The 26,951-nt window shown below is 63.7% G+C and carries 25 protein-coding genes and 1 tRNA gene; 5 read left to right on the top strand and 21 right to left on the bottom strand.

Annotation, left to right across the window (positions count from 1 at the left end; all coding sequences use genetic code 11):
- A partial coding sequence (locus JSE7799_RS20230; protein WP_186202011.1) for a transposase occupies positions 1-192 on the bottom strand: 192 nt, incomplete at its 3' end.
- 296 nt (positions 193-488) lie between these two features.
- On the opposite strand from JSE7799_RS20230, the gene JSE7799_RS18820 reads away from it, so the two are divergent.
- From JSE7799_RS18820 to JSE7799_RS18835, 4 genes are all read left to right on the top strand, one after another.
- On the top strand, positions 489-1,349 hold the full coding sequence (locus JSE7799_RS18820; protein ID WP_055664980.1) for a cyanophycinase: 861 nt from the start codon (positions 489-491) through the stop codon (positions 1,347-1,349).
- On the top strand, positions 1,336-3,978 hold the full coding sequence (gene cphA, locus JSE7799_RS18825; RefSeq protein WP_055664981.1) for a cyanophycin synthetase: 2,643 nt from the start codon (positions 1,336-1,338) through the stop codon (positions 3,976-3,978). Before JSE7799_RS18820 ends, cphA begins: the two co-directional genes overlap by 14 nt.
- Positions 3,979-4,038: 60 nt before the next feature.
- Positions 4,039-5,337 carry an ATP-grasp domain-containing protein gene (locus JSE7799_RS18830; RefSeq protein WP_055664982.1) on the top strand — a complete coding sequence of 433 codons (1,299 nt, stop codon included), beginning with the start codon at positions 4,039-4,041 and terminating at the stop codon, positions 5,335-5,337.
- A gap of 71 nt (positions 5,338-5,408) precedes the next feature.
- The gene (locus tag JSE7799_RS18835) at positions 5,409-7,424 is read left to right on the top strand and encodes a CocE/NonD family hydrolase (RefSeq protein ID WP_055665007.1); all 2,016 of its coding nucleotides are present in this window, start codon (positions 5,409-5,411) and stop codon (positions 7,422-7,424) included.
- Positions 7,425-7,426: 2 nt separating this feature from the next.
- Here JSE7799_RS18835 and JSE7799_RS18840 read toward each other — a convergent pair whose 3' ends face one another.
- Positions 7,427-7,867 carry a YqaA family protein gene (locus JSE7799_RS18840; protein WP_055664983.1) on the bottom strand — a complete coding sequence of 147 codons (441 nt, stop codon included), beginning with the start codon at positions 7,865-7,867 and terminating at the stop codon, positions 7,427-7,429.
- A 418-nt stretch (positions 7,868-8,285) separates the two neighbouring features.
- Between JSE7799_RS18840 and JSE7799_RS18845 the strand changes: the two genes are divergently transcribed.
- Positions 8,286-9,524, top strand: a complete 1,239-nt coding sequence (locus tag JSE7799_RS18845) for a glycerophosphodiester phosphodiesterase family protein (RefSeq protein ID WP_055664984.1) — start codon at positions 8,286-8,288, stop codon at positions 9,522-9,524.
- A 40-nt stretch (positions 9,525-9,564) separates the two neighbouring features.
- Here the strand turns inward: JSE7799_RS18845 and JSE7799_RS18850 are convergent, their stop codons facing one another.
- The 19 genes from JSE7799_RS18850 to frr all read right to left on the bottom strand — a co-directional run bounded on the left by JSE7799_RS18850 (position 9,565) and on the right by frr (position 26,926).
- Positions 9,565-10,476: a TIGR01459 family HAD-type hydrolase gene (locus tag JSE7799_RS18850; protein WP_055664985.1), complete on the bottom strand. Its 912-nt coding sequence runs from the start codon at positions 10,474-10,476 to the stop codon at positions 9,565-9,567.
- Positions 10,476-11,279, bottom strand: coding sequence for a phosphonate ABC transporter, permease protein PhnE (gene phnE / locus JSE7799_RS18855; RefSeq protein ID WP_055664986.1), 804 nt, complete (start codon positions 11,277-11,279; stop codon positions 10,476-10,478). Before phnE (JSE7799_RS18855) ends, JSE7799_RS18850 begins: the two co-directional genes overlap by 1 nt.
- On the bottom strand, positions 11,276-12,067 hold the full coding sequence (gene phnE / locus JSE7799_RS18860) for a phosphonate ABC transporter, permease protein PhnE (RefSeq protein ID WP_055665008.1): 792 nt from the start codon (positions 12,065-12,067) through the stop codon (positions 11,276-11,278). The genes phnE (JSE7799_RS18855) and phnE (JSE7799_RS18860) overlap by 4 nt, the downstream gene beginning before the upstream one ends.
- Complete coding sequence (gene phnC / locus JSE7799_RS18865) at positions 12,064-12,840, bottom strand: phosphonate ABC transporter ATP-binding protein (protein ID WP_055664987.1); 777 nt, start codon at positions 12,838-12,840, stop codon at positions 12,064-12,066. The genes phnE (JSE7799_RS18860) and phnC overlap by 4 nt, the downstream gene beginning before the upstream one ends.
- Positions 12,841-12,888: 48 nt before the next feature.
- The gene (gene phnD, locus JSE7799_RS18870) at positions 12,889-13,872 is read right to left on the bottom strand and encodes a phosphate/phosphite/phosphonate ABC transporter substrate-binding protein (protein ID WP_055664988.1); all 984 of its coding nucleotides are present in this window, start codon (positions 13,870-13,872) and stop codon (positions 12,889-12,891) included.
- A gap of 1,051 nt (positions 13,873-14,923) precedes the next feature.
- Positions 14,924-15,181 (bottom strand): hypothetical protein, encoded by a 258-nt coding sequence (locus JSE7799_RS21465; RefSeq protein ID WP_144431822.1) that lies wholly within the window; start codon positions 15,179-15,181, stop codon positions 14,924-14,926.
- Positions 15,182-15,222: 41 nt separating this feature from the next.
- Positions 15,223-15,299 (bottom strand) — tRNA-Arg (locus JSE7799_RS18875).
- A 176-nt stretch (positions 15,300-15,475) separates the two neighbouring features.
- Positions 15,476-16,606 carry a lipid-A-disaccharide synthase gene (gene lpxB, locus JSE7799_RS18880; RefSeq protein WP_055664989.1) on the bottom strand — a complete coding sequence of 377 codons (1,131 nt, stop codon included), beginning with the start codon at positions 16,604-16,606 and terminating at the stop codon, positions 15,476-15,478.
- Positions 16,603-17,382 carry an LpxI family protein gene (locus tag JSE7799_RS18885; RefSeq protein ID WP_055664990.1) on the bottom strand — a complete coding sequence of 260 codons (780 nt, stop codon included), beginning with the start codon at positions 17,380-17,382 and terminating at the stop codon, positions 16,603-16,605. The genes lpxB and JSE7799_RS18885 overlap by 4 nt, the downstream gene beginning before the upstream one ends.
- The gene (lpxA, locus tag JSE7799_RS18890; RefSeq protein ID WP_055664991.1) at positions 17,379-18,176 is read right to left on the bottom strand and encodes an acyl-ACP--UDP-N-acetylglucosamine O-acyltransferase; all 798 of its coding nucleotides are present in this window, start codon (positions 18,174-18,176) and stop codon (positions 17,379-17,381) included. The genes JSE7799_RS18885 and lpxA overlap by 4 nt, the downstream gene beginning before the upstream one ends.
- A complete protein-coding gene (gene fabZ / locus JSE7799_RS18895) occupies positions 18,173-18,655 on the bottom strand; it encodes a 3-hydroxyacyl-ACP dehydratase FabZ (protein ID WP_055664992.1) in 483 nt (160 codons plus the stop codon). The genes lpxA and fabZ overlap by 4 nt, the downstream gene beginning before the upstream one ends.
- Positions 18,656-18,723: 68 nt before the next feature.
- Positions 18,724-19,368, bottom strand: coding sequence for an OmpH/Skp family outer membrane protein (locus JSE7799_RS18900; RefSeq protein ID WP_055664993.1), 645 nt, complete (start codon positions 19,366-19,368; stop codon positions 18,724-18,726).
- On the bottom strand, positions 19,368-21,635 hold the full coding sequence (bamA, locus tag JSE7799_RS18905; protein ID WP_055665009.1) for an outer membrane protein assembly factor BamA: 2,268 nt from the start codon (positions 21,633-21,635) through the stop codon (positions 19,368-19,370). The genes JSE7799_RS18900 and bamA overlap by 1 nt, the downstream gene beginning before the upstream one ends.
- Positions 21,636-21,845: 210 nt before the next feature.
- Positions 21,846-21,971: a hypothetical protein gene (locus tag JSE7799_RS22095; RefSeq protein ID WP_275934910.1), complete on the bottom strand. Its 126-nt coding sequence runs from the start codon at positions 21,969-21,971 to the stop codon at positions 21,846-21,848.
- A gap of 111 nt (positions 21,972-22,082) precedes the next feature.
- Entirely contained in the window at positions 22,083-23,429 is a 1,347-nt protein-coding gene (rseP, locus tag JSE7799_RS18910; RefSeq protein ID WP_055664994.1) for an RIP metalloprotease RseP, read from the bottom strand.
- A 25-nt stretch (positions 23,430-23,454) separates the two neighbouring features.
- Positions 23,455-24,627 (bottom strand): 1-deoxy-D-xylulose-5-phosphate reductoisomerase, encoded by a 1,173-nt coding sequence (dxr, locus tag JSE7799_RS18915; RefSeq protein WP_055664995.1) that lies wholly within the window; start codon positions 24,625-24,627, stop codon positions 23,455-23,457.
- A gap of 1 nt (position 24,628) precedes the next feature.
- A complete protein-coding gene (locus JSE7799_RS18920; RefSeq protein ID WP_306455420.1) occupies positions 24,629-25,501 on the bottom strand; it encodes a phosphatidate cytidylyltransferase in 873 nt (290 codons plus the stop codon).
- The gene (gene uppS / locus JSE7799_RS18925) at positions 25,498-26,220 is read right to left on the bottom strand and encodes a polyprenyl diphosphate synthase (protein ID WP_055664996.1); all 723 of its coding nucleotides are present in this window, start codon (positions 26,218-26,220) and stop codon (positions 25,498-25,500) included. Before uppS ends, JSE7799_RS18920 begins: the two co-directional genes overlap by 4 nt.
- A gap of 151 nt (positions 26,221-26,371) precedes the next feature.
- Complete coding sequence (gene frr, locus JSE7799_RS18930) at positions 26,372-26,926, bottom strand: ribosome recycling factor (RefSeq protein WP_055664997.1); 555 nt, start codon at positions 26,924-26,926, stop codon at positions 26,372-26,374.
- Positions 26,927-26,951: the final 25 nt, after the last annotated feature.

Consider the following 26,951-nt stretch of genomic DNA (forward strand, 5'->3'; position numbering starts at 1 on the left):
CTGAACTTTCGCCGGGTCACGCGGATCGCGCAGGCAATCTGCGAGCCGCTGCGCCAGACCCGCCCTGCGCTCGATCTCGCGCAGCAGGGTCAGGCCGGCGTCGGAGCTCATGTCGGCGCCGTCAAACCCGAGCAGGATCGGCTTACCGTTAAGGGGTGACAGGCGGGGCGTGGAGCACGTAGACTGGGTCAGGCGGAGGTCGTCCTGCTGAAATCTGAATCTTTGGCGTCGATAACCAAAAAATACATAGTTTGAGACGGTTACGCAACCTCCGCCGCCTTCTCGTGAATTATCCGGGCTAACTCCCCCGCCTCCACGGAGAGCCGAAGCCGAGATATACGAACCGCCTGTTATCTGTGCATAACGTGAGCGTGTCGGACCGCAGGGACACAAGTTTGGATCCGTTGCGGTCGTTAGGTCGCCCTTAACCAAGTGTTGTTGAAGCCTCCCTCTGAATATAGGGGCAGTCAGAGCTTGGAGGCTAGTTTATGAACACGTCAGTGAACGTGCCCGTTCGGGGGCCGCTCGTCGCGATAGGCGGAGCGGAAGACAAATCGCACGACGCGCACATCCTCAAGCGCGTCCTCGACTTCTCCGGAAAAAGCGCTCCGGTCGTAGGGGTTATCACCACGGCGAGCGCAATCCCGAAGGACGTCTTTGGTGGGTATCAAGAAGGGTTCTCGGCGCTCGGCGCCTCCAAGGTGCTCGATATCCGTGTGCGCGACCGGAGCGACGCCGAGGCCGACACCTTCGTTGCGATGATACAGCAGGCCGACGTGATCTTCATTTCTGGCGGCGATCAGATGCGGCTGACGAACATCTTCGGCGGCTCCAAGGCGCTGCGGGCGATCCGGGCGCGTCATGCCGAGGGCGCGGTGGTTGCGGGCACAAGCGCCGGGGCGGCGTGCCAGTCGACCACGATGATCTACGGTGGTCCGGCCGATGACAGCCTGCGCAAGGGCGCGGTCAAAATGACGGCGGGTTTCGGATTCGTCGACGGCGTCATAATCGATACGCATTTCCTCGAACGCGGCCGTTTTTCGCGATTGATGGAAGTTGGAGCGACCAATCCGGACCATCTGGGCGTCGGCCTTGGCGAGGATGCGGCGGTCCTTTTCGAGGGCGATACGATCCGGGCCTTCGGACCCGGCCACGTCATCTTGATTGACAGTTCGGCTATTACCGGTTCGAATGTTTTCGATCTTGAAGACGGTGAGGCCGTGACGGTTCACAACGTCACCATGCATGCGCTGATCGACGGGTATGGATATAGCCTGAGCGACCGGCGCGTATTGTTGCCGCATGAGCTCGAGGCGAACAGTCTGGAGCCGAAGAATGCTTATTCTTGAACACCGTGCGCTGCGCGGGCCGAACTATTACAGCCGTTATCCCGCCATCTACATGCGGCTGGATATCCAGGAGCTGGAGGAGCGGCCGAGCGATCAGGTCAAGGGGATAGCGGAGCGGATCGAGGCGCTGATACCGTCGATCTACGAACATCGCTGCTCGGTCGGCGAAGCGGGCGGCTTTCTCCAGCGGGTGCGAAACGGCACTTACGCCGGCCATGTCGTCGAGCATATCGCCATCGAATTGCAGAACCTCGTCGGCTTTTCGGTCGGCTACGGCAAGACCGTCGACAGCTACGAGACCGGCATCTACAACGTCGTATACCGCTATCGCGACGAAGCGACCGGATTGGCCGCAGGCGTTTCGGCCGTTGAGATCGTGAAGCAGATCTTCGACGGAGAAGCCGTCGATCTTCAGCCGCATATCGATCACCTGAAGGTCGTTCGCGATGCCAACGCGCTCGGCCCGTCGACCGGCTCCATCGTCGGCGCGGCCCGCGATCGCGGCATCCCCGCCTACAACCTGACGGAGGGCACAAGCTACACCCAGCTTGGCCACGGTGTGAAGCAACGCCGGTTTCAGGCGACGGTGACGGATGCGTCCGGGATCATCGGCCACTCGATCGCGGACGACAAGGACTGGACCAAGCAGATCCTGGGCGAGGCCGGCGTGCCGGTTCCAAAGGGACAGACCTGCTACTCGTTCGAGGAGGCGCGGCAGGCCGCCGAATGGATCGGCTGGCCGGTTGTCACCAAGCCCCTGTCAGGCAATCACGGGCGCGGCGTGACCACGGACATCTCCTCGATGGAGGATCTGAGGTCGGGCTACGACGCCGCCGTCGCGCGGCTGCGCGAAGGGGCCGACGGCGTGATCGTCGAAAGCTACATCAAGGGCGAGGATCATCGGATCCTCGTGATCGGCGGCAAGTTGGTCGCCGCGGCCCGCCGGCGGCCCGCGCATGTGATGGGCGACGGGCGCAGCACCATTCAGCAGCTCATCGACCGCGAGAACGAAGACCCCCGCCGCGGTGTCGGTCATGAAAACCTGCTGACCCAGATACATGTCGACGAGCAGACCCACCGGATGCTGGAGCAGGCGGACCTGACGCTCGACAGCGTGCTGCCCGAGGGTGAGCTGGCGTTTCTCAAATCCACCGCCAATATCTCGACCGGCGGCACCGCGAGCGACCTGACCGACGAGGTGCACCCCGAAGTGCGGTTCGCGATGGAGCGGATCGGCCGCCTCATCGGCCTCGACGTGATCGGAATCGACCTGCTTGCGGAGACGCTGTCGGAGCCGCTGGAAAATCAGTCTGCCGGCGTGGTCGAGGTCAATGCCGGTCCGGGATTCCGGATGCACATGTCCCCCACACATGGCACGCCGCGCCCCGTGGGCCAGCATATCGTCGACATGCTATTCCCCGACCCGACCGATAACGGGCGCATCCCGATCACCGCGATCACCGGGACGAACGGCAAAACGACCACCACGCGATTGACGACGCATATCCTGCGCCAGGCGGGCGTTTCGGTCGGCATGGGCTGCACCGGGACCGTGGAGATCGACAACCACGTGATCCTGCGCGGCGACTATTCCGGCCCCGCCGCCGCGCATGCGGTGCTGCGCGAACCCACGGTGGAGCATGCGGTGCTAGAGGTCGCGCGCGGCGGCATCATGCGCCGCGGCCTCGGCTTCGATGAATGCGACGTGGGTGTGCTGCTCAACATCGCCTCCGATCATCTCGGGGAACGTGACGTCCACACCCTCGACGACCTCGCGCGCTGCAAGACGGTCGTGGTCGATGCGGTCAAGCGCGAGGGCGGCTACTGCGTGCTCAATGCCGACGATCCTTTGGTGATGGATCAGGGAACCCACTGGGCGCGCGGTGAAATCATCTATTTCACGATGGATCCGGAGAATCCTGCGCTCACCAAGCACCTGAGTGAGCTGGGCGTGGTCTTTACCGTCAAGAACGGCAAGATCGTGATGTTGCGCGGCAAGGTCACGGTCGAGATTTGCGCGGTCAACGACGTGCCGATCGCCTTTGAGGGGCACGCGCCGTTCAACGTGCAGAACGCGATGGCCGCCGCCGCCGCCGCGACTGCCCACGGGATCGAGATCGACGACATCCGGGCGGGGTTGCTGACCTTCCATCCGACGCCGGCACAGATGCCCGGACGCACCAACTACTTCGAAGCCGACGGCGTGAAATGCCTGATCGATTACGGCCACAACGTTCCGGCGGTGCAGGCGCTGCAGCCATTGGTGAAGGGTCTGGCCACCCAGCGGAAGATCGGCGTGGCCACCGCTCCCGGCAACCGGCGCGACGAAGACCTCGCCGCGCTCGGTGCGGAACTGGCAAAAATGTGCGATCTGCTCTTCGTCTACGAGACGGACGCGCGTGGTCGGGAGCCGGGTGAGACGGCGAAACTGATCCATGACGGCGCCATGGCGGCGAACGCGTCCTGTCGGGTCGAGACCATCCACGACGAGCATGCCGCGACAGACCGCGCCATCGAAGCCGCGCAGAAGGGCGATTTCCTGCTTCTTCTGATCGACGACATCGAGGGGACGACCGAGCGGCTCAAGGGTCGGAGCTTTCCGCACCAGGCGGAACTGGCCCAGGCCTGATCACCGACAGATACCGGCCAGCACATGCCGGGTCGGGCTGCGCAGCCGGAGGGAGAAGACATGACGAAGAACGTATTTGTAGTCGGGTTGAACGACTTGAACGCCGAACGGCTCACGCGCCTTCGAGGGGTCGACGACGTCGTGTTCCACCCTTTGCTGACGCCCGCGCAGGTCTACGAGACGCAGGAATTCGACATACCTGCCATGCTGACCGAGGCGGAGGCGACGCTCGATGCCTTCGACGGCTCGATCGACGCGATCGTCGGCTACATGGACTTTCCGGTTTCGACCATGTTGCCGCTTCTTTGCGCGAAATACGGCACGCGGAACGCCTCTCTCGAAAGCCTTCTGAAATGTGAGCACAAGTTCTGGTCGCGCAGCGTGATGGCCGAGGTCATCCCCGAGCACACGCCGACCTTCACCGCCTTCGACCCGTTCGACGACGAAGCGCTTTCGAAGATCGGCGAGGCGGGCCTGCGCTTCCCGTTCTTCGTCAAGCCGATCAAATCCTCCGGATCGCGGCTCGGCTTCCGGATCGACAGCCCGGAGGATTTCGCTTACGCCACGGAAAAGCTGCGTGCCGAGATCGGACAAATCTCCGAGCCCTTCAACGCCGTGCTCGACAAGGCCGACCTGCCCGATGCGATCCGCGAGGTCGAGGGCCACTACTGCATGGCCGAGCGGGTAATTGGCGGGCGGCAATGTACCGTCGAAGGCTATGCCCATGACGGCGAGGTCACGCTCTACGGCACAGTGGACTCGATCCGCTACCCGCAGGTGCTCAGCTTCTTCTACTATCTCTACCCCTCCAACCTGCCCCGCCGGGTGCAGGAGGAAATGTGGGAGATCTCCCGCAAGATCATGAAGCATATCGGCTACGATAATGCCGCCTTCAACATCGAGTATTTCTGGGACGAGGTCGAAAACAAGATCTGGCTTCTGGAGATCAACACCCGCATCGCCCAGTCCCATTGCGACCTCTTCGAAATGGTCGATGGCGTCAGCCACCAGCAGGTGACGGTCGATCTGGGCCTTGGGCGCAAGCCGGACATGCCGCATCGCGAAGGGTCGCAAAAAGTCGCGGCCGAGTTTTTCTATCGCGTGTTTTTCGCCGACGCGACGGTGGCGCGCGCGCCTTCCCGCGCCGAGATCGAGGTGGCGGCGGAGCAGGTCGACGGCACACGGATCGTGTCGAACGTCCGCAAGGGAATGCAGCTCTCGGAACTTCCCGAGCAGGACGCCTACAGCTTTGCGGTGGCATCGCTCTGGATGGGCGCGGGCACCGGCTCTAAGCTGTTGTGGAATTACGAGCAGGTGATGAAGCGCCTGAACTACGAATTCACCGATATCGTCGACTGACGGCAGTGGCGCTTGGACCGCTTGCAGGGTAGTCAGACGCTTGGCCCCCCGCAAGCGATCGAGGCATGCACATGAAGATCGACACAGACCTGCCCCGGCCGGTTCAGGAACTTGAGCATGTCGAGATACCGATGCCGGACGGCACGCGGCTTGCCGCGCGGATCTGGATGACCGAGGGCGCGGAAGACAAGCCTGTGCCCGCCATCCTCGAATACATCCCCTACCGCAAAAACGACAAGACGCTGGAGCGTGACGCCGCCCGGGCGCCTTGGCTCGCCGCCCGCGATTACGCCTATGTGCGCGTTGATCTGCGGGGAACGGGCGAATCCGAAGGGGTGATGAAGGACGAGTATACCGAGATTGAGCTGGCTGATGGCTGCGACGTGATCGCGTGGATCGCCGACCAAGCCTGGTGCGACGGCGGGGTCGGCATCGTCGGCATCTCTTGGGGCGGGTTCAACGGCCTCCAGATCGCCGCGCTGCGCCCGCCTGCGCTGAAGGCGGTCGTGACGATCTGCTCCACCGACGACCGCTATGCCGACGACATCCACTATATGGGCGGTGTGCCGCTTTCCGAACAACTCTCCTGGGCCTCGGTGATGTTCGGCATCAACACGCTGCCGCCCGATCCCGCCCATGTGGGCGAGCGGTGGCGCGACATGTGGCACCGCCGCCTCGACGAATCTGGGTTGTGGCTTGAGACATGGCTCGGGCACCAGACGCGCGACACGTTTTGGAAGCATGGCTCCGTCTGCGAAAATTGGGCCGATATCGAGGTGCCGGTCTATGCCGTGTCCGGCTGGGTGGACGGCTACTGCCGTGCCGTTTTCCGGTTGGTCGAAAACCTGCGCGGCCCGGCCAAGGGGATTGTCGGCCCATGGGCGCACAAGTACCCTCACCTGGGAGAGCCCGGTCCCGCGATCGACTGGCTGTCGGAGGAGACGCGATGGTGGGATCATTGGCTCAAAGGTGAAGATACGGGCATCATGGATGAGCCCGCTCTGCGCCTGTTCCTGCAAGACCATGCAGAACCGAAGAGCCATTACGTGGCCCGCGAAGGACGCTGGATTGCCGAACCCGCCTGGCCGTCGCCGAACGTCGCGCGCACGTCCTTCAGCCTTGGCGCCGACGGCGCGCTCGGCGGCGACAGCGTTCAATCCGATGACACGCTCTCGATCTCGTCGCCCCTCTGGGTCGGCGGGCATGGCGGCAAATGGTGCTCCTATGCGCATCCCGGCGATCAACCCGGCGACCAGCGCCGCGACGATGCCGGAAGCCTCGTCTTTCAGACCGCGCCGCTCGAGACCGATCTTCACCTTGTCGGAGATGCGCGCCTCACCCTGACATGTCGCGTTGATCGTCCCGTCGCGCAGATCGCCGCACGCCTTGTCGATGTCGCACCCGACGGATCCGCGACGCGGATCAGCTATGGTCTCTTGAACCTCTGTCACCGCGACGGCCACGAAGACCCGCAGCTGCTTGCGCCAGGCGAAGACCTGACGGTTGAGGTGTCCTTCAAGCACATCGCTCAGACCTTGTGCGCCGGTCATCGCCTGCGCCTGTCTTTGTCCACGAGCTATTTCCCGATCGCTTGGCCCTCGCCGGAGCCGGTGACCCTGACCGTTCGGACCGGCGCCTCGGAGCTCGAACTGCCGCAACGAGCCGATCTTGGCCCCGACCTGCCGGACTTCTCGCCCCCCCGCGCGGGAACGCCGCTCGACGTCGAGTTCCAGACGCCGCCGCGGTCGGAATGGCGGGTGAGCGAAGACTTCGACTCGGGTCGCGTGACGATCGAAATCCGCGACCACGAGGGAGCGGCGACCATCATCCCGCAACAGTTCTTTCACTCTTCCGAAGGTCGGGAGCGGTATTCAATCATCCCACCCGACCCGACCTCGGCCGAGGGCGAGGTAACGTGGATACACGAAATGTCGCGTGACGATTGGTCGGTACGCACCGAAACACGCACGTCCCTGACGTGCGACAGTGACTTCTACCACATCGTCGCGAACCTGCGGGCATGGGAGGGCGAGACGCTCGAACGCGAGCATGACTGGTCGGTTTCGATTCCGAGAAACCACTCCTGAGTTCAAAGCTGCGGCATCTGCTGCCAGAGGGATACCACTAGTACGTAGCGCAATGTCTTTCCGATGGTGACCAGAATGAGGAAGCGCAGGAAGCTAATGCGCATAAGTCCTGCGACGAGCGTCAGCGGGTCGCCGATAATCGGCACCCATGACAGCAAGAGGGACCAGAAGCCGTAGCGTTCGAACCAGCGTTGCGCCCGCAGGATTGCCTCACGCTTCACGGGGAACCAAGCTCGTTCGCTGTATCGGGAGAAGAACCTGCCGAGCAGCCAATTGACGATCGAGCCGGCGACGTTGCCGATGGAGGCCGCGACGACAAGCGGCAAAACGGCCCCCTGCCCGCTTACCAGAAGGCCGATCAGCACCGCTTCGGACGTGCCGGGCAGCAGCGTTGCCGACAGAAATGCCGAGCCCATCAAGAGCGCGACTGCAGAATGTTCCATAGCGAGCGGTCCTCTTGACCGGACACGGGCTTTTCCGGAGCGGTGCAGGTCATCAATTAAAAAAAATGGCCCAGGCAGATCGCATTCGCATAGACGGGATCAGGGGCAGACTGTCCAGATCATCTTCGGCCAGGCCTCTCCGTCTCGGCGTGGCGTCGGGAGGACGGAAAAAAAGCTGCCCCCTCACCATCGCCGAGATCCAGCATCGGCATCACGAACTGCGAGGCCGCGGCGCGAGAAGTTGCACGGATGGGACAATCCTCGCATTTCTCAGGGGCCGCCGCATACACGCCATATCCAACGCTCCTCACGGGCAGGCCTCAAATTGGTTTGCCCACTTCACGGACCTGTGAGAGCCTTAGGGACCGCCCGAGCACCTGTGCAAATTCAGGCAGCGGGCCCCATAGGGAGGATTACCGTGAACCGACTTATCTTCGTCACCGCCGCTCTCGCTCCGGCGCTTGCCTTTGCGCAGGATCAGAGCTTCCAGCCGGACGCTTCATTGAGCTATGGGCAGCGTCCCTTCTATCTGATCGATAAGATGGAGGATGGTCCTCTCAAGGAAAAGCTCGCCTCCTGCGTCGGTCAAACGCCGGAGCGGACGGACTTCTCCGTCGGCCACCGTGGTGCCCCGCTGATGTTCCCGGAGCACACGGTTCAGGGGAACGTGGCCGCCGCACGCCAAGGCGCCGGCATCCTCGAATGCGACGTGACCTTCACCGCCGATCAGGAGCTGGTCTGCCGCCACGCGCAGAACGATCTCCACACGACGACGAATATCCTCGTCACGGATCTCGCGGAAAACTGCACGCAGCCCTTCACCGCGGCCACGCCCGAGGGCGGCGCCACGGCGGAATGCCGCGCGTCCGACGTCACGCTGGCCGAGTTCCGCACGCTGTCGCCGAAGATGGACGCATCCGATAGCTCCGCCGAGACGCCGCAGGAATATCTCGGCGGCACAGCGCCTTGGCGCACCGACCTCTACGTGGACGACGCGGAGCTGATGACCCATGCGGAGTCAATCGAACTGTTCCGCTCGCTCGGGGCGAAGTTCACGCCCGAACTCAAGGCGCCGTCGGTCGAGATGCCCTTCGACGGCTTCAGCCAAGAAGATTACGCGCAGAAGATGATCGACGAGTACAAGGCGGCGGACGTTCCGGCGGCGGATGTCTGGGCGCAGTCGTTCGACCTTCAGGACGTGCGCTACTGGATCGAGAACGAGCCAGAATTCGGCGCACAGGCGGTGTATCTCGACGACCGTTACGAAGTGCCCGAAGGCGATGGCGGGCTGCTCGATCCCAACGACCCCTCCACGTTCCAGCCGTCCATGAACGAACTCGCCGAGATGGGGGTGAACTACATCGCGCCGCCGATGTGGATGCTGGTCACCTTGGACGATTCGGGCGAGATCGTGCCTTCGGCCTATGCCGATGCGGCGAATGCGGCAGGGTTGAACATCATCACCTGGACGCTTGAGCGGTCCGGCCCTCTTGCGAATGGTGGCGGCTGGTACTTCCAGTCGGTCAGCGATGCAATCGACAGCGACGCGGACTACTACGAGATGCTTCACGTCCTGGCGCAGGATGTCGGTGTTGCCGGCGTTTTCTCCGACTGGCCCGCGACCGTGACGTATTACGCGAATTGCTACGGCCTCTAAGGCCTATCGGCGCGGCGCTTCGGTGCCGCGCCCTTTCGCGTTAAGGACGCGCGACGACGAATTCGGGAACGATTTCGGCACGTTCGATTGCCGCGCGCACGTCCATTACGGCAAGCGAGCCGTAATCCGTGACAAGCGCCGTCGCAAACCCCATGACCCGTCCGCCGAGGATATCGGTGTGCAGCGTGTCGCCCACCATCAGCACGCGGGCCGGATCGGGACGCGCAGACAGCCGCGCCAGCGCAAGGTCGTAGATCGGCGGAAACGGCTTGCCACAGAATTCGGGGATCACACCCGTTCGGTCGGCAAGCCTGTGGGCGAAGTGTCCGGGCTCCCGCGACAATCCACCCTCGCGCGGGGCAACGATGTCGGGGTTACCAACCAGCACGGGACGCGGACGCTTCGCCAGTGCGGCTTCGAGCTGATCCTGTCGCGCCTCTGTCCAGCCGTCGGAGCCCACGAGCAGGAAACCTTCGGCCCAATCGTAATCTTCCGGACGATCACCCAGAAGCCGGGTCTCCAGCGCCTCCAGTTCCTCGCCCCGATATTGTTCGTTGAGCATCAGCCCCCAGCGTCGCCTCTTCTCGTCCGCCAAGCGATGGAGCAAGGCTTCGCGGCTGGTCACGACCTCTTCGGGGGCGAAATCAAAACCGAGCCGGGCGTAACGCTCCATCATCAGCCGCTTAGGATATCCGGCGGAATTGGAGACGACCATGACCTTCTTACCCGCGGCGCGAAACTCCGCGACCCGCTCCGCTGCGCCGGGGATCGGCGCCTCGCCCACATTGAGGACGCCGTACGCGTCAAGAAGAATGACATCGTAAGGGTCCGCGATGTCGGCAAGATTCTCGGCGACGGCAAAGCTTCCGCCGGAAGGTGCCGCTGGAAGCCGGGCACGCACCGCAAGATAGGCGTCGAGAGCCCACGCCCTTTCCTTCGCCGCTGCATCCATCAGAGAATGCGGCGGCGAAGGAACACCGACACGATCTCCCCGATGATAACCAACGCCAGGATCGCCAGAAGCACCGTCGCCGCCTCCGGCCAATTAAACGTATCGATCGCGCCCTGAAGGATGATCCCGATCCCCCCTGCCCCGACGAGGCCCAGCACGGTCGATTCTCTCAGATTGATGTCCCATCGCAGGATGGCGACGGCCCAGAAGGTGGGCATGACCTGCGGCACGATGGCATAGGCGATGACCTTGAAGCGGGACGCGCCGGTCGCCTCGAGCGCCTCGACCGGCCGCTTGTCGATCTCCTCGATCGCCTCGCCCAGCAGCTTGCCCACGAAACCGATCGAACGGAACATGATCGCCACGATCCCGGCGACGATGCCGGGTCCGAAAATCGCCACGAATAGCAGCGCCCAGATGATCGTGTTGATCGAGCGCGACGAGACCAGAATGAATCGCCCCAGCCAGAGCGTCGCGCGATTGGGCGTCGTGTTCTGCGCCGAAAGATACGCCACCGGGAGCGCGATCACGACGGCGAGTGCCGTGGCGATGGTGGCGATGTTCACCGTCTCCCACAGGACCCGGAGGATCACGCCGAGATTCGTCGGGTCCGGCGGCACCATCCGGCCGAAGAGGTCGCCCATCTGGATCGGCGCGTCCCAGACCCAAGCCCAGATCACCTCGATGCTGGTCAGCGCCCAAGCGATCGCGGCCGCGCAGAGTGCGAAGACGGCGAAGCGCATCATGCGCTGACGCGGCGTGAAGCGGGTCCAGTCGTCCCGTCCGAGTTCCTGAAGTGTCATATCCGCTTCCTGATCTGGCCGCTCACGCCCTCGGAGATGAGGATGACGCCCACGATGACCATCGTGATGGCGAGTGCGAAGTCGTAGTCATAGCGCCCGAAGGCATTGGCCAACGTCGAACCGATTCCCCCGGCTCCCACGATGCCCACCACGGCCGACGCGCGGAGGTTGCTGTCGAGTTGGTAGATCGTCAGACCGATCTGCCGCGGCATGATCTGCGGGAAAATCGCGTAGAAGAGCGTCGAGAAGTAGGGAGCGCCAGCCGCGCGCATCGCCTCGACCTGACCGAAATCGATCTCCTCGATCCGCTCGGCCAACATCTTGGCGACGAAACCGATGGAATAGACGATGAGCGTCAGCACGCCTGCGAAGGGGCCGAAGCCGACCGCCTTGACGAAGATGATCGCGACGATCACCGGGTGAAAGCTGCGCGCCACGATGATCAGCCCGCGTCCGAAATAGAAGATCGGCGTGGGCGCCACATTACGCGCGGCCATGAAGGCAATTGGGATCGACAAGATCACGCCGCCCGTGGTCGCGAGAATGGCGATCTTCAAACTTTCCAGCAGACCGTCGATCATCAGTTCGGAGCGGTCGAAATTCGGGGGAAACGCGCCATTGAAGATGCGAGCCGCGCGGCCCAAACCATCGGAAACCCGTGCCCAGTCGATTGGGAGCGTCCCCAGCACCCAGACCACGTAGACGAGGACGCCTAGGTAGAGCGCCCAACGCAGCACCGGATTGGAGATCGCCGACTGCTTCGACCAGGTATCGCGCGCGGCGCTCACGATGCGGCCTTCCATTCGTCGGCGCGATCCGCGGCGGGGCTGCCGGAATAGATGCGGTCCATCGCCTCCTGATCGAGCTTGTCCGGCACGTCATCGAAGATGATCCGGCCGTACCGCATGCCGACGATCCGGTCGGTATATTGCTTGGCCTCGGTGACGTTGTGGATGTTGATCATTACCGGGAGCTTCAGCTCCCCCGCCAGATCGCGAAGCAGGCCCATGATCTGCTCGGACGTTTTCGGATCGAGCGATGCCGTCGGCTCATCGGCCAGAAGGATCTCCGGCTGCTGCATCAACGCGCGCACCACGCCCACGCGCTGACGCTCCCCCCCGGACAGCGCGTCGGCGCGCGTATCGGCGTAATGTGCGATCCCCACGCGCTCCATCAATTCGAAGGCGCGGCGGATGTCCTCCTTGGGATAACGGCGCGTGATCGCGGCCCATGTCGAGATATACCCCAAGCGCCCGGACTGGACGTTCTCCATCACGGTAAGCCGGTCCACGAGATTGAAGCCCTGAAAGACCATGCCGATCTTGCGCCGGGCGGCGCGCAATTGCCGGCCGCGCAGCTCGGTGAGTTCGGTGCCGTTGAGGTTGATCGACCCGGAGGTCGGCTCCACCAGACGGTTGATGCAGCGCAGAAGCGTGGATTTGCCCGCACCCGACGAGCCGATGATCGAGGTGACGCTCTCCCCTTCGATGGTGAGGTCGAGGTCCTTCAGCACAGGCTCACCGGAGCCGTAGCGTTTCACCAGATTGGTGATCTTCAACATGAAATTCCCTTTCGGACGGCCCGGCCTGTGTCGGCCGGGCCGATTGGATTACTCGGCGGCCAGACCCTGCGGCGTGTATTCGACACCGTTGGCAGACTGGATCTGACGGATTACCGCCCACTGATCCTCATAGGTGATGGGGATGAACTTGGAGACGCCGGTGAATTCCTCGCCCAACTCGGTGCCCTCGAAGTCGTAGGAGAAGAACGCCTCCTCAATCTTTGCCTTCAAGTCTGGCGAAAGATCATGTGCGTAGGTGTAGGAGGTGGTGGGGAACGGGTCGCTCTCCCAGATCATCTTCACCTCCTCGGGGTCGTAAAGCCCCCGCTCCGCCATCCGGTCCACAACCTCGGACGCGACCGGCGCGGCATCGTAATCGCCCGCGACGACGCCCAGCATCGATTGGTCGTGGCTTCCCGAATAGGTCACCTCGTAGTCCTCGCCGGGGACCACGCCCAAATCGGGAAAGAGCGCCCGCGGCGCCTGATTGCCCGAGTTTGAGGTGGGCGAAGTGTGCGCAACCCGCTTGCCGGCAAGGTCGGCAACCTCTTCGATATCGCTGTCGGCTTGGGTGTAGACCTGCAGCGTGTAGCCGAAGCGCCCGTCATCCGATCCCATGATGGCAAAAGGCACGGCCCCTGCAAGGTTCACCGCGAACGGCGTCGGTCCGGTCGAGAAGCCCGCGATGTGCAGACGACCGGAACGCATCGCCTCGACCTCGGCCGAGTTCGACTGCACCGCAAAGAACTGCACGTCCTTGCCGGTCGTCTCTTCCAGATGCTCGATGAACGGGTCCCAGATGTCCTCGTAGATCGCCGGATCTTCGACAGGCGTGTAGGCGAAGACAAGCGTGTCGGGATCCCGCAGCTCGCTCTCGTCCTCCGGCGCATCGGCGACGAGGTCACCGTTCGCGTCGCAGTAGATCTCGCTGAGTTGACCGCGGTTGGAGCAGTCGTCCTGCGCAAAGACAGCAGTCGCCGACAGTGAGATGGTCGCCAGAATCGTTCCGCCGAGCCAGATACCATTCTTCATTCGTCAATCCTCCGTATGGTTACCACATCACACCCCTCCCGGCGTGACGCAGTCATACCTCACAACAGCACCGCTCCCTGCAACTTGCAACGAGATACCGGTGGAAGTCGGGCTTGGCAGGTTCGGTCGTCTCTCGTGCACAAGTAGCCTGACGCACCACGCCCCTTTTTCCCAAACCAAATTTCTTCAAGTGTTCGGTGACGGGCACGCCGATCTCGGTGTCGCCGACTGGAGTTGTGACCCGGACCTCGGGCTCGGCAACCTGTGGATCGACGTTGGTTCATCGAGCCGCCATCGGCCCGACGACGATGGCGGACCAAATATTGCTGACCAAGCAGCTTGACACACCGCTTCCCAGTCTCAACGCAGGTCCGGCGGCAGAACCGTTTGGGGCCGCCCCGGAACCGATGATGAGCTAGCCCTGTTTTTCAATGACGGGATGACGGCGCGGGCGCCACGACTAGCGATGACACCGTGGCACTTGCGGATGTCGCAGGTGCCCCATTGCCAGCCTTTTCCGCCAGCAAGGTCCGTTTGAGCGGGCAAGGCAGCACCTGCGAAGCCTGCTCAGGTCGGTAACGCGAAACCGCTGGCCGTCGCCGATAGCGATCCTGCCCATTAGCTTTTTAAAGCAGTGACCGTGGCCCGTAAACTCTCGACGACCCGGAGCTACTAGATTTCATCGTCTGTTCCGCGTTGGGATCTTGCGCCAGACCCGCCGCTTGAGCGCACCGTGATTGCGCGCCTGCCGGGCACTTTCGCCCAGGACCTGCGTGCCGCTGCTACTCACTGCCCGCCAGCGCATTGCGCAGCAAGGTGTCGGGAGGGGATTAGAAGGTACAGCGATGTCCTTGCTCCACTACCAAAAGTGTCGATGGACATAGCCTTCTGGCGGTGGAAAAACGTACTGGAGCCCGGCACCGTCTAACCTCAGGCCGACCAAGCGCACCAGACTGTAAATGGTGAGGCTTCACGGAAGGTCGTCTGCCGCAGCGCAATGGCGCACCGAACCCTATCGGCCGGGACACGGCCTCCGTAGCTCTGCCGAAGGTCAAGCTGCCCCGGCACCACAGCCTGACAGTTCATGTCGGAACAGAACTGGATCATTACCAAGCCCCAACGTGGGTGTTTCTTTAAGTTCCGGCGGATCTTGGTCTTGCGGATCGAAGGCACAGGCGCGCTCAAACATTCCAGCCGCCAAACCCGATTCAATGGATAAGGCCGCGTTCGGACAAAACGCGCAGGCCAGAGGTTTGAGAAAAATCATTCCCGGCCAACCAGAAAACCATAACAAACCATTCGCGCGCATGGGCGACAGAATGCTCTAGATGATTATAGCGATTGAGAGGGTGGTGCTCGCAGTAGGATTCGAACCTACGACCTTCGCCTTCGGAGGGCGACACTCTATCCAGCTGAGCTATGCGAGCCTAATGTTCCCCAGTTATCCTTAGAGTTATGTCTCAAACAAGACTTCTCTCAGGACGTTCCTGCCCGACTACAATACCTTCGCCCCTCAAGCAACTACCTTCGGACGGTACCGCGTGATCCAGTGGAGCTAAGCCTTACTGACGGCTCAGTAGCCGCGGCAACCCAGGATCGCAAGTCACTTTGCCAATTGCGCCAGAATCGATCGTGCGGCTCGCAGGCCCGGAGCCTCGCCGCCACGACCGAGTGCGTCCATCGTCGACGCCAAGGCGGCATGCTGACGTTCCCGCTCGGACGGAACCGACATCAGACGGGCGAACGCTGCGCCCACAGGAGCGGGTCTGCAATTCGGGCCGAGGAACTCGGGAACGACCTTTGCGCCCGCAACCAGGTTCACCAGAGTCGCGGTATCGATCCGCATCATGCGGCTGATGATCTGCCAACTTAGCCAGTTCATGTCGTAGGCGATGACCATCGGGGTATCGTTCGCCGCCAACTCAAGGCTGACGGTGCCCGACGCGGCCAATGCCGCCTTCGCCGCACCAAATGCGGCGCGTTTTTCGCTTGGATCGGTTACGACGATCGGATCGTACGGCCAAGTCCGCACGAGATCGCGAACGGCTTCCTTCAGATGTGGCACCGTTGGCACCACAATGCGGCTTCCCTTCGGAAGAGCCTCGACAGCCTCGCCGAAAACGGGTCCGAGGCGCGAGATCTCACCCCGTCGCGATCCGGGCAGAACCAGTGCGATGTCACCTTCCGCTCGCACTTGGAACGCAGCGATTTCGTTGGCGTCGGCCCTCGGCTCGGCGACGACGGGATGGCCAACGAAGTCGCAGGACATTCCCGCAGCCTCCATGAACGGCGGCTCGAACGGCAAGAGCGCGAGAACATGATCAACATGGCGCGCCATCTTCGCCGCCCGCCCCGACCGCCAGGCCCAGACGGACGGCGCGACGTAGTGGATGATGCGCAGGTCCGGGAGCGCCTCTCGCACGCGTGCGGCGACCCGAAGGCAGAAATCCGGACTGTCGATGGTGACAAGCGCATCCGGCCGTGCCGCGACGATCGCCGCCACCGCCTGATCGCGGCGGCGCAGCAGGTCGGGCAGGCGCGGCAAAACCTCGGCCAACCCCATGACCGACAACACCTCCATCGGGAACAGGCTTTGAAGCCCCTGCTCTTCCATGGCCGATCCGCCGACTCCCTCGATGGCAATCTGCGGGGCGAGGTCGTTCAGACCGACCATCAATGCGGCACCCAGTCGATCCCCCGAAGGCTCACCGGCGATGAGGAAGAGCTTCGTCATACCGCCTCGAGGAACAATCCCGTTTCGACCAGCCGGTCGCGCAGCGTTTCCGGTTCCAGCACCAGAACTTCGCCATGCGGCACCGCAATTCCCGCAAGGCCGGCAGCGGCCGCATGGCGCACGGTATCTGGCCCGATCGTGGCCATGTCGATCCGGCGATCCTGATCCGGCTTCGCCGCCTTGAACAAAACGCCGCCCTCGGGTCGCGGGAACGGCTCGGCCAGCGCGGCGAGCATCCGGTCTGTTCCGGGCAGAGCCTCGACAGCCAGAACCTGTCCACCCGCCACGACGACCGCTTGCCCGATATCCAGCGCGCCGAGTGCCGTGTGCACGTCGCGCGCGCGGAAAATATCGGCACGGTCACGATCCAATGGCGTGCCGATCAACGGCAGATCAAGCAGTGTCGGGTCGAGATCCTGCGCGGAAACGACCTCTACCCCCGCCTCCTCGAAAAACGCGACGACGGTTCGCAGGGCCGCATCGTCGCCAGCCCGAAGCGCCGCCATCATCCGGGGTACGAGTGGCATCGTCGTCGCGTCGACGGCCGCGGGATCAAGGCGCGGGCGTGCGATCCGGCCGGCAAGGCAAACCTTCGTCACCCCGTCATTCCGAAGGCCGGCGATAACCGATCCCAGATGTTCCACGCGAAAACCCTCGGACGCAAAGGCTTCCGGCGGGAAACCCTTGAGGTGCAGGGCCCGCCAAGACGTTCCGTCAAGCGCTCTGGCCAGCCGCGGCGGAAGCCCCCCCTGCCCCGCGATGAGCGCGAGCGTCACTTCGGCACCAGAAAGCTGCGATCCGAGGCGCCGGTAATGAAGGTGACCATGCGGTGCACGTACTCGCTGTCCGTCTCCGCGCCAAGACGACGCGCCCGTTCGAGAAACGTGCCCTCGCCCTGCTTTAGCGTCAGAAGCGCCACGCGCAGCGCCTGAATGTCCGACCGGGCGACGCCCTTGCGCTTGAGTCCGACAAGATTGAGCCCGTCCAGTTCCGCCCTCGGCCCGGTGACGAGGCCATAGGGCACCACATCGTTGGTTACCATCGACAAGGCCCCGATGATCGCGCCCTGTCCGATCCTGACCCATTGATGAATGCCCGACAGCCCGCCCACGATGACGTCATCCTCGAGCAGGCAATGCCCCGCCACGGCGGATTGGTTGACGACGATGACACGGTCCCCGATCCGGCAATCATGCGCGATGTGGCATCCCGCCATGAACAGCCCATCATCGCCCACGACGGTCTCGCCCCCACCATGCGCAGTGCCGGCGTTCATCGTGACATGCTCGCGAATGCGGTTGCGGCGACCGACACGCAAACGGGTCCGTTCGCCGGCGAACTTGAGATCCTGCGGCACCTCGCCGATCGACGCGAAGGGGAAAATCACCGTCCCCTCCCCGATCTGCGTGTCGCCGGTCAGGACCACGTGGCTGCGCACGTCGACATCGGCGGCCAAAACCACATCCGACCCGACGAGGGTGAATGCCCCGACCGACGCGCCCGCCCCGATGGTCGCCCCCGGCTCGATTACCGCCGAGGGATGGATATTTGCCGTCGGATCAACGCTCACGCGGACTCCTTCGACAGATCGATCATTGCCGCGAAATCCGCGGAACAGGCCATTTCACCATCGACCTTCGCCTCGCCGTGGAACTTCCAAACTTTCGCCCCGGCCGTTCCGCGCGTAACCTGCACGTGCAGTTTGAGAACGTCGCCCGGGACCACCTTGCGCCGGAACTTGGCGTTGTCGACGGACATGAAGTAGATCAGCGCCTTCCGGTCCACGAGATCGTTCGACATCCCGACCAGAACGCCCGCCGTCTGCGCCATCGCCTCGATGATGGTGACGCCGGGCATGATCGGGGCCTCGGGAAAGTGGCCCTGAAAATGCGGCTCGTTGAAGGTGACGTTCTTGATGCCCGTGGCCGAGACATTGGCCACGATCTCCTCCACCCGGTCCACGAAAAGAAACGGGTAGCGGTGCGGAATGATCCGCTGGATCATGTGGATGTCCGCGTCGGGGATCTGCCCGTCCGTATCGTTCGCCATTCCCGTTCCCCCAATCTTTCCGTTCCGCAGGACCTATCCTGCCGGACGGGTGCGGAGCAAGCACGTGCTCAGTCGGCAGGCATGTCCGGCGGGATCGCGGCCGGTTCCGACTCCCCGGGCGCGGCATGAGGCCGGGGCTCTGGACGGTTTCCATCCAGCGGGTCGCCCGCCCCGATCGCGTCGTCGATCCGGCCGCGCGCGACTTCGGTGATGTCCACCTGATCGGCTGAGGCGATCACCATCCGCCGGTCGAGGATGACGAGCGCCCCGGTCTCCTGCGCGAGCGCGATCAGCACCGGGTTGGCCCGCTCGAGAAAGACCTGCTGCGCCCGCTCGCCCTGCTGGGCGATTGCACGCTCCTTTGCATCCTGCGTCCGGCGGATCTCTGTCACGCGCTGATCGAAATCCGTGGCCAGATCCCGGAAATCGGCCGGATCCATCTCCTCGCGCTCCTGTGTCAGGGCGCGCTCTTCCGCCTCAAGCTCTGTTTGAATCCGGGCGTTTTCGGCGGCCAAAGCGGACAGCGCCGCTTCAATATCGGCCGCGACGCGCTGGCCAAAGAGGCTGCGGGCGAAAAGTTCATCACGGTCCAACACGATCACGGCGGATTGCGGCACGCCGCGCAAGGGTCCGGCAGGCTGCGCGCTGCCTAAAGGTGCCGACAACATCAGAGCCGCCAACGCGGCGGCGGCAAGCGAGGATCTGTTGCGCATCAGAAACGTGTCTGAATGGTCAGGTCGAAATTCTGCTCCTCATCGAAGCTCTGCTTGTTGATGGCCCGGGTGAAGTTGAACCGAAGCGGCCCGATCAACGTGTCCCAGTTTATTCCGACACCCACAGCGGAGTTGAGGAAGAAATCGTCGTCTATGGGTATGGGTCCGGTCGTCATCTTGTCGTCCAGCCCCCACACGGATCCGGCATCGAGAAAAGCGGCGCCGGAAATGCCGTATTCGTCGGGCAGGAAGCCGAGTGGGAATTGCGCCTCCAGACGGGCGGCGACGAAGTAGTTGCCGCCGAGTGCCGCGCCGTCCTCGTCAAAGTTCAGGTCACGCGGTCCGATTCCGCCGGATTCGAAGCCGCGTATGATGTTCTGATTGTTGAAAAAGCGGGTCGATTGGCGAGAGGCCCCGTCATCGAGCGTCGTGATCGCGCCACCCTCGAATGTCGCGTTCAGGACGATCTCGTCGTTGCGCACGCGACGCTGCCCCGCGGCGAGGAACGTCGTCTTGATGAACTCCTCGTCACCGCCGACGCCGGCGAATTCCTGGGCAAAGCGAAAGCGGACGCCGCGGGTGGGATCGAGACCCCGCCCGATCGTGTCGTAGGTATAGGTATAGCCGGCCGCCGACGTGACCGCCTCGCCGGCATCCGCCTCGAGGATCGGGGACAACGGCTCGTCATCGTCGCGACGCGTCAGCTTGTTGTTGACATAGGTATAGGTGAAGCCGAGGCGGCTGTACTCGCCCGCCGGAAAGGTAAGGCCGGTGCGGAACCCTGCGGTGCGCGTGTCGAAGGACAGCGAGTCGCGCGACGATTCGGAGTAGAAGACCGAAAAGGACAGTGCGAGATCGCGGTTGAGAAAATAGGGCTCGACGAAAAGCACTTGGGAGTTCGAGCTCTCCGACCCGGTGTCGATCGTGAAGTTGAACGTCTGCCCGCGCCCCAGAAAGTTCGTCTCCGCAAAGCTCAGCGCCACACCGACGCCGGCTTCCGCGGAATAGTTCGCGCCGAGGCCCAGCGATCCCGTCGGCTGCTCCTCCACGTCGACATCGACGATGACCTGCTCGGGGGTCGTCCCCTCCCGGGTCGTGACCTCGGCCTGACTGAAATAGCCGAGCGCGCGGATCCGCTCCGCCGCCGCACGAATTTCGCGCGGATTGAAGGGGTCGCCCTCGACGGTGTTGAACTCCCGCCGGATAACGCGGTCGAGCGTCGTGGAGTTGCCTTCGATGTCGATCCGCTCGACGAAGACCCGCTCGCCTCGCTCGATCACAAAGTTGACGTCCAGCGTCAGGTCGCGCGGGTTGCGCTCGATCTGAGGCGTGACGCGGATGAACGTCCGCCCCTGCCGCGTTGCCAGAAGTTCGAGCCGCTGAATCGTCCGCTCGAGGCTCTGCGGGTTGAACAGATCGCCGGGGTCGATCTGGACCTCGCTCCGGTACTCGGACAGGTCGATGCCCGGAACGGTCGCGGAAACGCCGATGTTGCCAAATCGGAGTTGCTGCCCCTCGCGGATCGTGAAGGTCAGGAAGTAGGCATCGCGCGAGGGAACGAGCTCGGGGACGACCGAGAGAACCTCCATATCGGCATAGCCGCGCGACAGATAGAAGTCATTCAGAAGCCTGACATCGAGCGCGATCCGATCCGCGATAAAAGTGTCCGAGCCGATCAGCCTACGGAAAAGACCCGCTTGCGTCGTCTCCAGCACGCGGCGCAGGCGGCGGTCCGAAAATGCGCGGTTGCCCACGAAACTCAGACGCTCAACCTCGCTCACTTCGCCTTCGGCCACCTCGAAGACCAGATCGACGCGGTTGTCGCTGCGGCGAATGATCTTGGGCTGGACCGTCGCGGCCAGACGCCCGGCTTGGGTGTAAGCCTCGGTGATCGCGACGGCGTCGCGCTCCGCCTGTGCGGGGTCGTAAACCCGGCGCGGCTGGCTTTGGACAATCGTCAGAAGATCCTCATCGCTCAGGCGGCGGTTCCCCTCGATCGCGATCTGGCTCACCGTCGGAAACTCGTCGACGATGACGATAAGGGTGCCTCCCTGCGGCACGATCTCGACGTTCTGGAACAGGCCGGATCTCTGAAGCCTCTGGAAGCCGTCGTTGAGTTCGGCCGCCGTCACCGACTCCCCCGGTGAAACCCCGAGGGTCGATAGAATGCTCGCCGTCTCGATGCGGGTATTCCCCTGAACCTCGAACTCACTGAAGCGGTAGGATTGCGCGACTGTCGGAATGGCACCTCCAAGCAGGAAGGCCATGGCGGTCAAAGCGAGCCCGGTCGTCCGCAGACAGCGCCCGATCTGCCTTGGATGTCTCGCGCAAGACGCGTCTTCGGCACGCGTGCGCGCCCCGTTCCCTTGGTCCGTGTCCATGCGCCCCGCCTCGTCCTCTTCTTTACGATTTGACTAGCGTGGCGTCCGCGTCGTGTCAAAGCGCGAAGGGGCGGGCCCGGCGGGTCGATGGGATTGTCAGAGCGACTGGAACCACGACGCCAGCATCACGGCCAGCACGATCGCGAAAGTCGCGAGAAACCGGTCGATGTTCAGGCCGACGAAAACCGAGAGGCCGCGATATCCGTTCTGCATCTCACGCATCATTACACCCAATTCTTGACCCCCTTGGGGTGCTGCGAAAATCGGGCGAAATTTGGACGTCTCTTGGGTAAAACCTTGAGCGATCCGGACGAGACATCGCCCGATACTCGCCTAGCAGACGAAATCGTTCCAAGTGGCAAACACCATCAGCGTCAGCATGAGCGCCACGCCCACGACCATGAGCGCCCGCACCCATTCATCCGAAGGCGGGCGGCCGCGAACGGCCTCGTAGGCATGGAACACGAGGTGCCCGCCGTCGAGCACCGGGATCGGGAACAGATTCAGCATCCCGACCGCCGCCGAAAGGACCGCGATGAACGACACGAAGTCCAGGATCCCGGTCGACGCGACGGCGCCCGCCGTCTTGGCGATGCCTACGGGGCCGGAAAGGTTGCAGGTGCTGATCGCGCCGGTGACAATATGGCCGAGAGCGCTGAGTGAGGACTGGATGATGTAGAACGTCCGGTCCACCCCATGCGCCAGCGCGCCGAACAGGCCCGTCTCTTCGGTCGCCGGCTCGAAGAACAGACCGCCGTTGATCCCGATGATCCAACGCCGCTCAAACCCGCCTTCGCTACGCGGCAGATCCTGTGCCCGAGGCGTGAGTGTGAACGTCAGCTCTTCACCCCCCTCCGGCCCCGGACGCCACACATCGAGCACGAGCGGGCGGCCTTCGGTCGCCTCGACGATCTCGCGCAACTCCCGGAAGGAGTAGATGGGCGCATCGTCGACGGCCAGGATCACGTCGTCCGGGCGCATCCCGATATCCCAAGCCGCGCCCCTCGGCATGACGCTGTCGGCACGCGCAGGCAACGGAAAGGCCGCGTCGACCCTGACCGTCTCGCCATCGCGGATGACCTCGTAGCGGATCGTCGGCGCGGGAGGCACATCCTCGGCGACCTCAGCAATCTCAGCCAGGTCGGATACGTCGGTTCCCGCGACCGAGACGACCTCGTCCCCCGGCTGCAGGGTGACGACCGTTTCGGGCAGCGGTCGCAATTCCCCGATCACCGGCGCATCGGCGGCCCGCCCGAGGAACAGCGCAAATGCGCCGAAGATCAGGATGGACAGGATGAAGTTGAAGGCCGGGCCCGCCGCGACGGTGGCCGACCGCCGCCAGAGCGAGGCGCCGGTCATCGTCTGCGACAGCTCCTCGGCGGTCATCTTTGCCGTCGCCTCGTTGTCCTCACCGACCGAAGCCGCGTTGCCGTCGCCGCGAAACTTCACATAACCGCCGAGGGGAAGCGCGGCCACTTGCCACCGCGTCCCATGCCGGTCGTCGCGCGACCACAGGATCGGACCAAAGCCGATGGAGAAGACGTCCGCCTTGATGCCACACCAGCGGCCGACGATGTAATGACCGTATTCGTGGATCGCCACGATGATCGACAGGGCCGCGACAAAGGCCAGCACGGTCCAGAGAAAGCCGCCGAACTGCGGAATGAGGGTGGCGTCCATGAGGATGTTGTCCTGCTGGTCTTGGCTATAGATCTGCGGGCACAGCGCCCGACAGGTCGTGTGCCATGACCCGCGCGCGCGCGTCTGTTTCCTGCACCATATCGAGAGTCAGGGTCGCGGCTTCAAGGCATCCCTCGCCGTCCAGACGCTCAAGAACGCGGGCGACCAAAGGCGCCATGTCCGTGAAGCGGATCCGGCGGTCCAGAAACAGGTCGAGCGCCGCCTCCTTGGCCGCGTTGAATACCGCGCCCGCAAGGCCCCCGCACGCCATGACATCGCGCGCAATGGCCAGCGCCGGATAACGTGCCGGGTCGGGCGTGTGGAAATCGAGCGATCCGATGGCCGCGAGGTCCAGCCGGTCCACCGGCAATGCGCCACGATCCGGCCAGCTCAGCGCATGGCCGATGGCGTGGCGCATGTCCGGCGCACCCAGATGCGCCATCATCGCGCCATCCTGAAACTGCACCAGTGCATGAACAAGGCTCTGGGGGTGGATGATCGTGTCGATCTTGTCTGCGGGAAGACCGAAGAACTCCTTCGTCTCAATGAGTTCCATCGCCTTGTTCATCATCGAAGCCGAGTCGATGGTGATCCGCTGCCCCATGTCCCAGTTGGGATGGGTGCCCGCTTCCCGAGGCGTCGCCGAGGCCAGCCGGTCGAGAGGCCAGTCGCGCAATCCTCCACCCGATCCGGTGATGATCACCTTCTCGACGGCGTCGATATCCTCACCGCGCAGCGCCTGAAAGACAGCGGAATGCTCACTATCGACCGGCAGGATCGTCGCACCGTATCGTGCCGCTTCGGCCATCAGCAGAGGACCCGCGCAGACGAGGCTCTCCTTGTTGGCGAGCGCCAGCGTCGTGCCATGCCGCAGAGCCCGCAGCCCCGGCTCCAGCCCCGCGGCGCCGACGATGGACGACATGACCCAATCGGCGCGACGATCCGCCGCCTCCAGCAGAGCCTGCTGCCCCGCCGCCGCCTCCACATTGCTCCCCGCTAGCGCATCGCGCAGCGCGTCGAGCAGGTCGTCGAAGGCGGTCACCGCAACCTCCGCGCCAAGCCGTCGCGCGTCGGATGCGAGTTGGGCGATGTTCGCGCCGCCGGTCAGCGCCACCACCTCGAACGCGCCGCGCCCGATCAGGTCGATCGTGCTCTGGCCGATTGAGCCGGTCGCTCCGAAGATGGATATGCGGCGCATCTCAGATGCCGGGGACGGGCGGAAATTCCAGCAGCGACTCGATCACCAACAGCATGAGCGCGGCGCCCAGCATCGCGTCGAACCGATCGAACAAGCCACCATGACCCGGCAACAAGGCCGAAGAATCCTTGACCCCGACCTTCCGCTTCACCGCACTCTCGGCGATGTCACCCATCTGTGCCATCATTGCGAGCGCGATCGAGATGCCGATCGTCTCCCACCCGACATCCTGCCAAACGGCCCAGATCCCGCCCACGACCGCGGCGCCGACCCATCCTGCGATCGTGCCCGACCACGTCTTCTTCGGGCTTACCCGCGGCCAGAATTTCGGCCCGCCGATTATCCGGCCGAAGAAGTAGCCGAACACATCGGAGGCCACGACCACGAGGATCAGCCAGACCATCCAGACGAGCCCGAAATTGGTCAGATGCTGCGTCAGGCTGAACCCGGCCAGCACCATGGAGAGCGAGAACGTCACCACGATGCGACGATGGCGGCGAATGAAGGCGATCGCCGACATCGGCACAAGCATCAGCAGCGGCAGGGCAAAGCCAATCGCCAGGAAGTCCGCGAAGAACAACGCTCCGCCGCCGATGATGGCAAGGAGGCGGGCGCGCTTCCGCCCCGCCTTTACCATCGTCGCAAGTTCCCACAGCATGATCCCGACGATCACCGCGATCAGAGCAGTAAACCAGATGCCCCCGAGGACAATCGCGACGGCCCCAATCGCGAACAGCACAAGCGCCGTGATCAACCGGGGCGCGAGATCCTGAAAACGCCCCGCGACGGCGGGCATCATCGGCGCGGCATGCTCAAAATCGAAGAGCGGCGGCTCCTCCTCTTCGGCGGCAGGCTTGCCGGGGCGTTCGCTCATGCGACGACCCCACCGTAGCGCCGCTCCCGCGCGCCGTAGCGCGTCAGCACCGCCTTGAACTGCTCCCGCGTGAAGTCCGGCCAGAGGGTGTCGACGAACTCGTATTCCGAGTAGGCCGATTGCCAGAGCAGAAAGTTCGAGATCCGCGCTTCGCCCGAGGTTCGGATCACGAGATCCGGATCCGGCAGGACATGCGTGTCGAGGTAGCGCGGCAGCGTCTCGTCACTGACCTCCTCGGGGTCGAGGCGACCGGCGGCGACGTCACGGGCAAGCCGCTTCGTCGCGCGCGCCACCTCGTCCCGCCCGCCGTAATTGAGGGCGATGGTCAGGTTCACCCGGGTGTTATGCGCCGTCAGCGCCTCGATCATGTCCATCAAACTGCGCAGCTTGGAATCGAGGCGCACGCGATCTCCGATGAAGCGAACGCGCGTTCCTTCGGCCAGCAGTGTCTGCGCCTCGCTCTCGATATAGCGACGGAACAGCGACATGAGACCCGACACCTCGGCCTGCGTCCGCTTCCAGTTCTCTGTCGAAAACGCAAATATGGTCAGGTAGTCGACCCCGAGGTCGGGACAGGCCGCGACGATCTCCCGGACGCGCCGCGCGCCCGCGCGGTGACCCAGCAGACGCGGCCGCCCCCGGGCCTGCGCCCATCGTCCGTTACCATCCATGATGATCGCGACGTGACGCGGACCGGCATGTGCCATGGGGTCGAGCATTTCGGTATTCTCCGTTTTGCGCCGGGTGCAAACCGTGCCCCTGACAAAGCCCACCGGGGCCTATTTCGGCCCTCGGCCGCCGCGAAAACCTCTGGAAATCCGGCCCTGACGAATTCATGCCCGGCCCCTGACCTGCGGTTGGATCAGGACGTCAAACCTGCATGATCTCCGCCTGCTTCTCCTCGAGCGCGGCATCGACGCGCTTGATGTAGTCGTCGGTCATCTCCTGGACCTCGCTCTCCCACATCTTACGCTCATCCTCGGGCGGGTCGGCCCTCTTGATCTGGTCCATGCCATCGCGGCGGACGTTGCGGATGGCGACGCGCGCGCCTTCGGCGTACTGGCCCGCCACCTTCGTCAGATCGCGCCGCCGCTCCTCGTTCAGCTCCGGGATGGGCAGCATGATGATCGTGCCGTTGAGCTGCGGGTTGATGCCCAGCCCGCTCTCGCGGATGGCCTTTTCGACCTTCCCCACAAGCGACTTGTCCCAGACGTTGATGGTGACCATCCGCGGCTCGGGCACGTTGACGGTGCCCACCTGATTGATCGGGGTGGCGCTGCCATAGGCGTCCACCATCACCGGCTCCAGCATCGAGGCGCTGGCGCGACCGGTCCGAAGCGACGCGAATTCGGTGCGCAGGTTGGCCATCGCGCCATCCATCCGCCGTTTCAGGTCGTCGGTATCCAGCATGAAGTCGTCAGACATGCGCGGTTTTCTCCCGTGTTTGCGT

Source organism: Jannaschia seosinensis (genome assembly GCF_001408515.1).
GTDB classification, from domain to species: Bacteria; Pseudomonadota; Alphaproteobacteria; order Rhodobacterales; family Rhodobacteraceae; genus Jannaschia; species Jannaschia seosinensis.

What these genes read in the sequence shown, in the direction of transcription:
- JSE7799_RS18920 (WP_306455420.1), bottom strand. Translation starts at nt 25,501, where the DNA reads ATGAGCGAACGCCCCGGCAAGCCTGCCGCCGAAGAGGAGGAGCCGCCG.
- fabZ (WP_055664992.1), bottom strand. Translation starts at nt 18,655, where the DNA reads ATGGCGAACGATACGGACGGGCAGATCCCCGACGCGGACATCCACATG.
- JSE7799_RS22095 (WP_275934910.1), bottom strand. Translation starts at nt 21,971, where the DNA reads ATGCGTGAGATGCAGAACGGATATCGCGGCCTCTCGGTTTTCGTCGGC.
- frr (WP_055664997.1), bottom strand. Translation starts at nt 26,926, where the DNA reads ATGTCTGACGACTTCATGCTGGATACCGACGACCTGAAACGGCGGATG.
- phnE (WP_055664986.1), bottom strand. Translation starts at nt 11,279, where the DNA reads ATGACACTTCAGGAACTCGGACGGGACGACTGGACCCGCTTCACGCCG.
- bamA (WP_055665009.1), bottom strand. Translation starts at nt 21,635, where the DNA reads ATGGCCTTCCTGCTTGGAGGTGCCATTCCGACAGTCGCGCAATCCTAC.
- JSE7799_RS18830 (WP_055664982.1), top strand. Translation starts at nt 4,039, where the DNA reads ATGACGAAGAACGTATTTGTAGTCGGGTTGAACGACTTGAACGCCGAA.
- cphA (WP_055664981.1), top strand. Translation starts at nt 1,336, where the DNA reads ATGCTTATTCTTGAACACCGTGCGCTGCGCGGGCCGAACTATTACAGC.
- uppS (WP_055664996.1), bottom strand. Translation starts at nt 26,220, where the DNA reads ATGCTCGACCCCATGGCACATGCCGGTCCGCGTCACGTCGCGATCATC.
- lpxB (WP_055664989.1), bottom strand. Translation starts at nt 16,606, where the DNA reads ATGACGAAGCTCTTCCTCATCGCCGGTGAGCCTTCGGGGGATCGACTG.
- phnD (WP_055664988.1), bottom strand. Translation starts at nt 13,872, where the DNA reads ATGAAGAATGGTATCTGGCTCGGCGGAACGATTCTGGCGACCATCTCA.
- JSE7799_RS18835 (WP_055665007.1), top strand. Translation starts at nt 5,409, where the DNA reads ATGAAGATCGACACAGACCTGCCCCGGCCGGTTCAGGAACTTGAGCAT.
- JSE7799_RS18900 (WP_055664993.1), bottom strand. Translation starts at nt 19,368, where the DNA reads ATGCGCAACAGATCCTCGCTTGCCGCCGCCGCGTTGGCGGCTCTGATG.
- dxr (WP_055664995.1), bottom strand. Translation starts at nt 24,627, where the DNA reads ATGCGCCGCATATCCATCTTCGGAGCGACCGGCTCAATCGGCCAGAGC.
- JSE7799_RS18820 (WP_055664980.1), top strand. Translation starts at nt 489, where the DNA reads ATGAACACGTCAGTGAACGTGCCCGTTCGGGGGCCGCTCGTCGCGATA.
- JSE7799_RS21465 (WP_144431822.1), bottom strand. Translation starts at nt 15,181, where the DNA reads ATGCGCGCGAATGGTTTGTTATGGTTTTCTGGTTGGCCGGGAATGATT.
- rseP (WP_055664994.1), bottom strand. Translation starts at nt 23,429, where the DNA reads ATGGACGCCACCCTCATTCCGCAGTTCGGCGGCTTTCTCTGGACCGTG.
- phnC (WP_055664987.1), bottom strand. Translation starts at nt 12,840, where the DNA reads ATGTTGAAGATCACCAATCTGGTGAAACGCTACGGCTCCGGTGAGCCT.
- JSE7799_RS18840 (WP_055664983.1), bottom strand. Translation starts at nt 7,867, where the DNA reads ATGGAACATTCTGCAGTCGCGCTCTTGATGGGCTCGGCATTTCTGTCG.
- JSE7799_RS18850 (WP_055664985.1), bottom strand. Translation starts at nt 10,476, where the DNA reads ATGGATGCAGCGGCGAAGGAAAGGGCGTGGGCTCTCGACGCCTATCTT.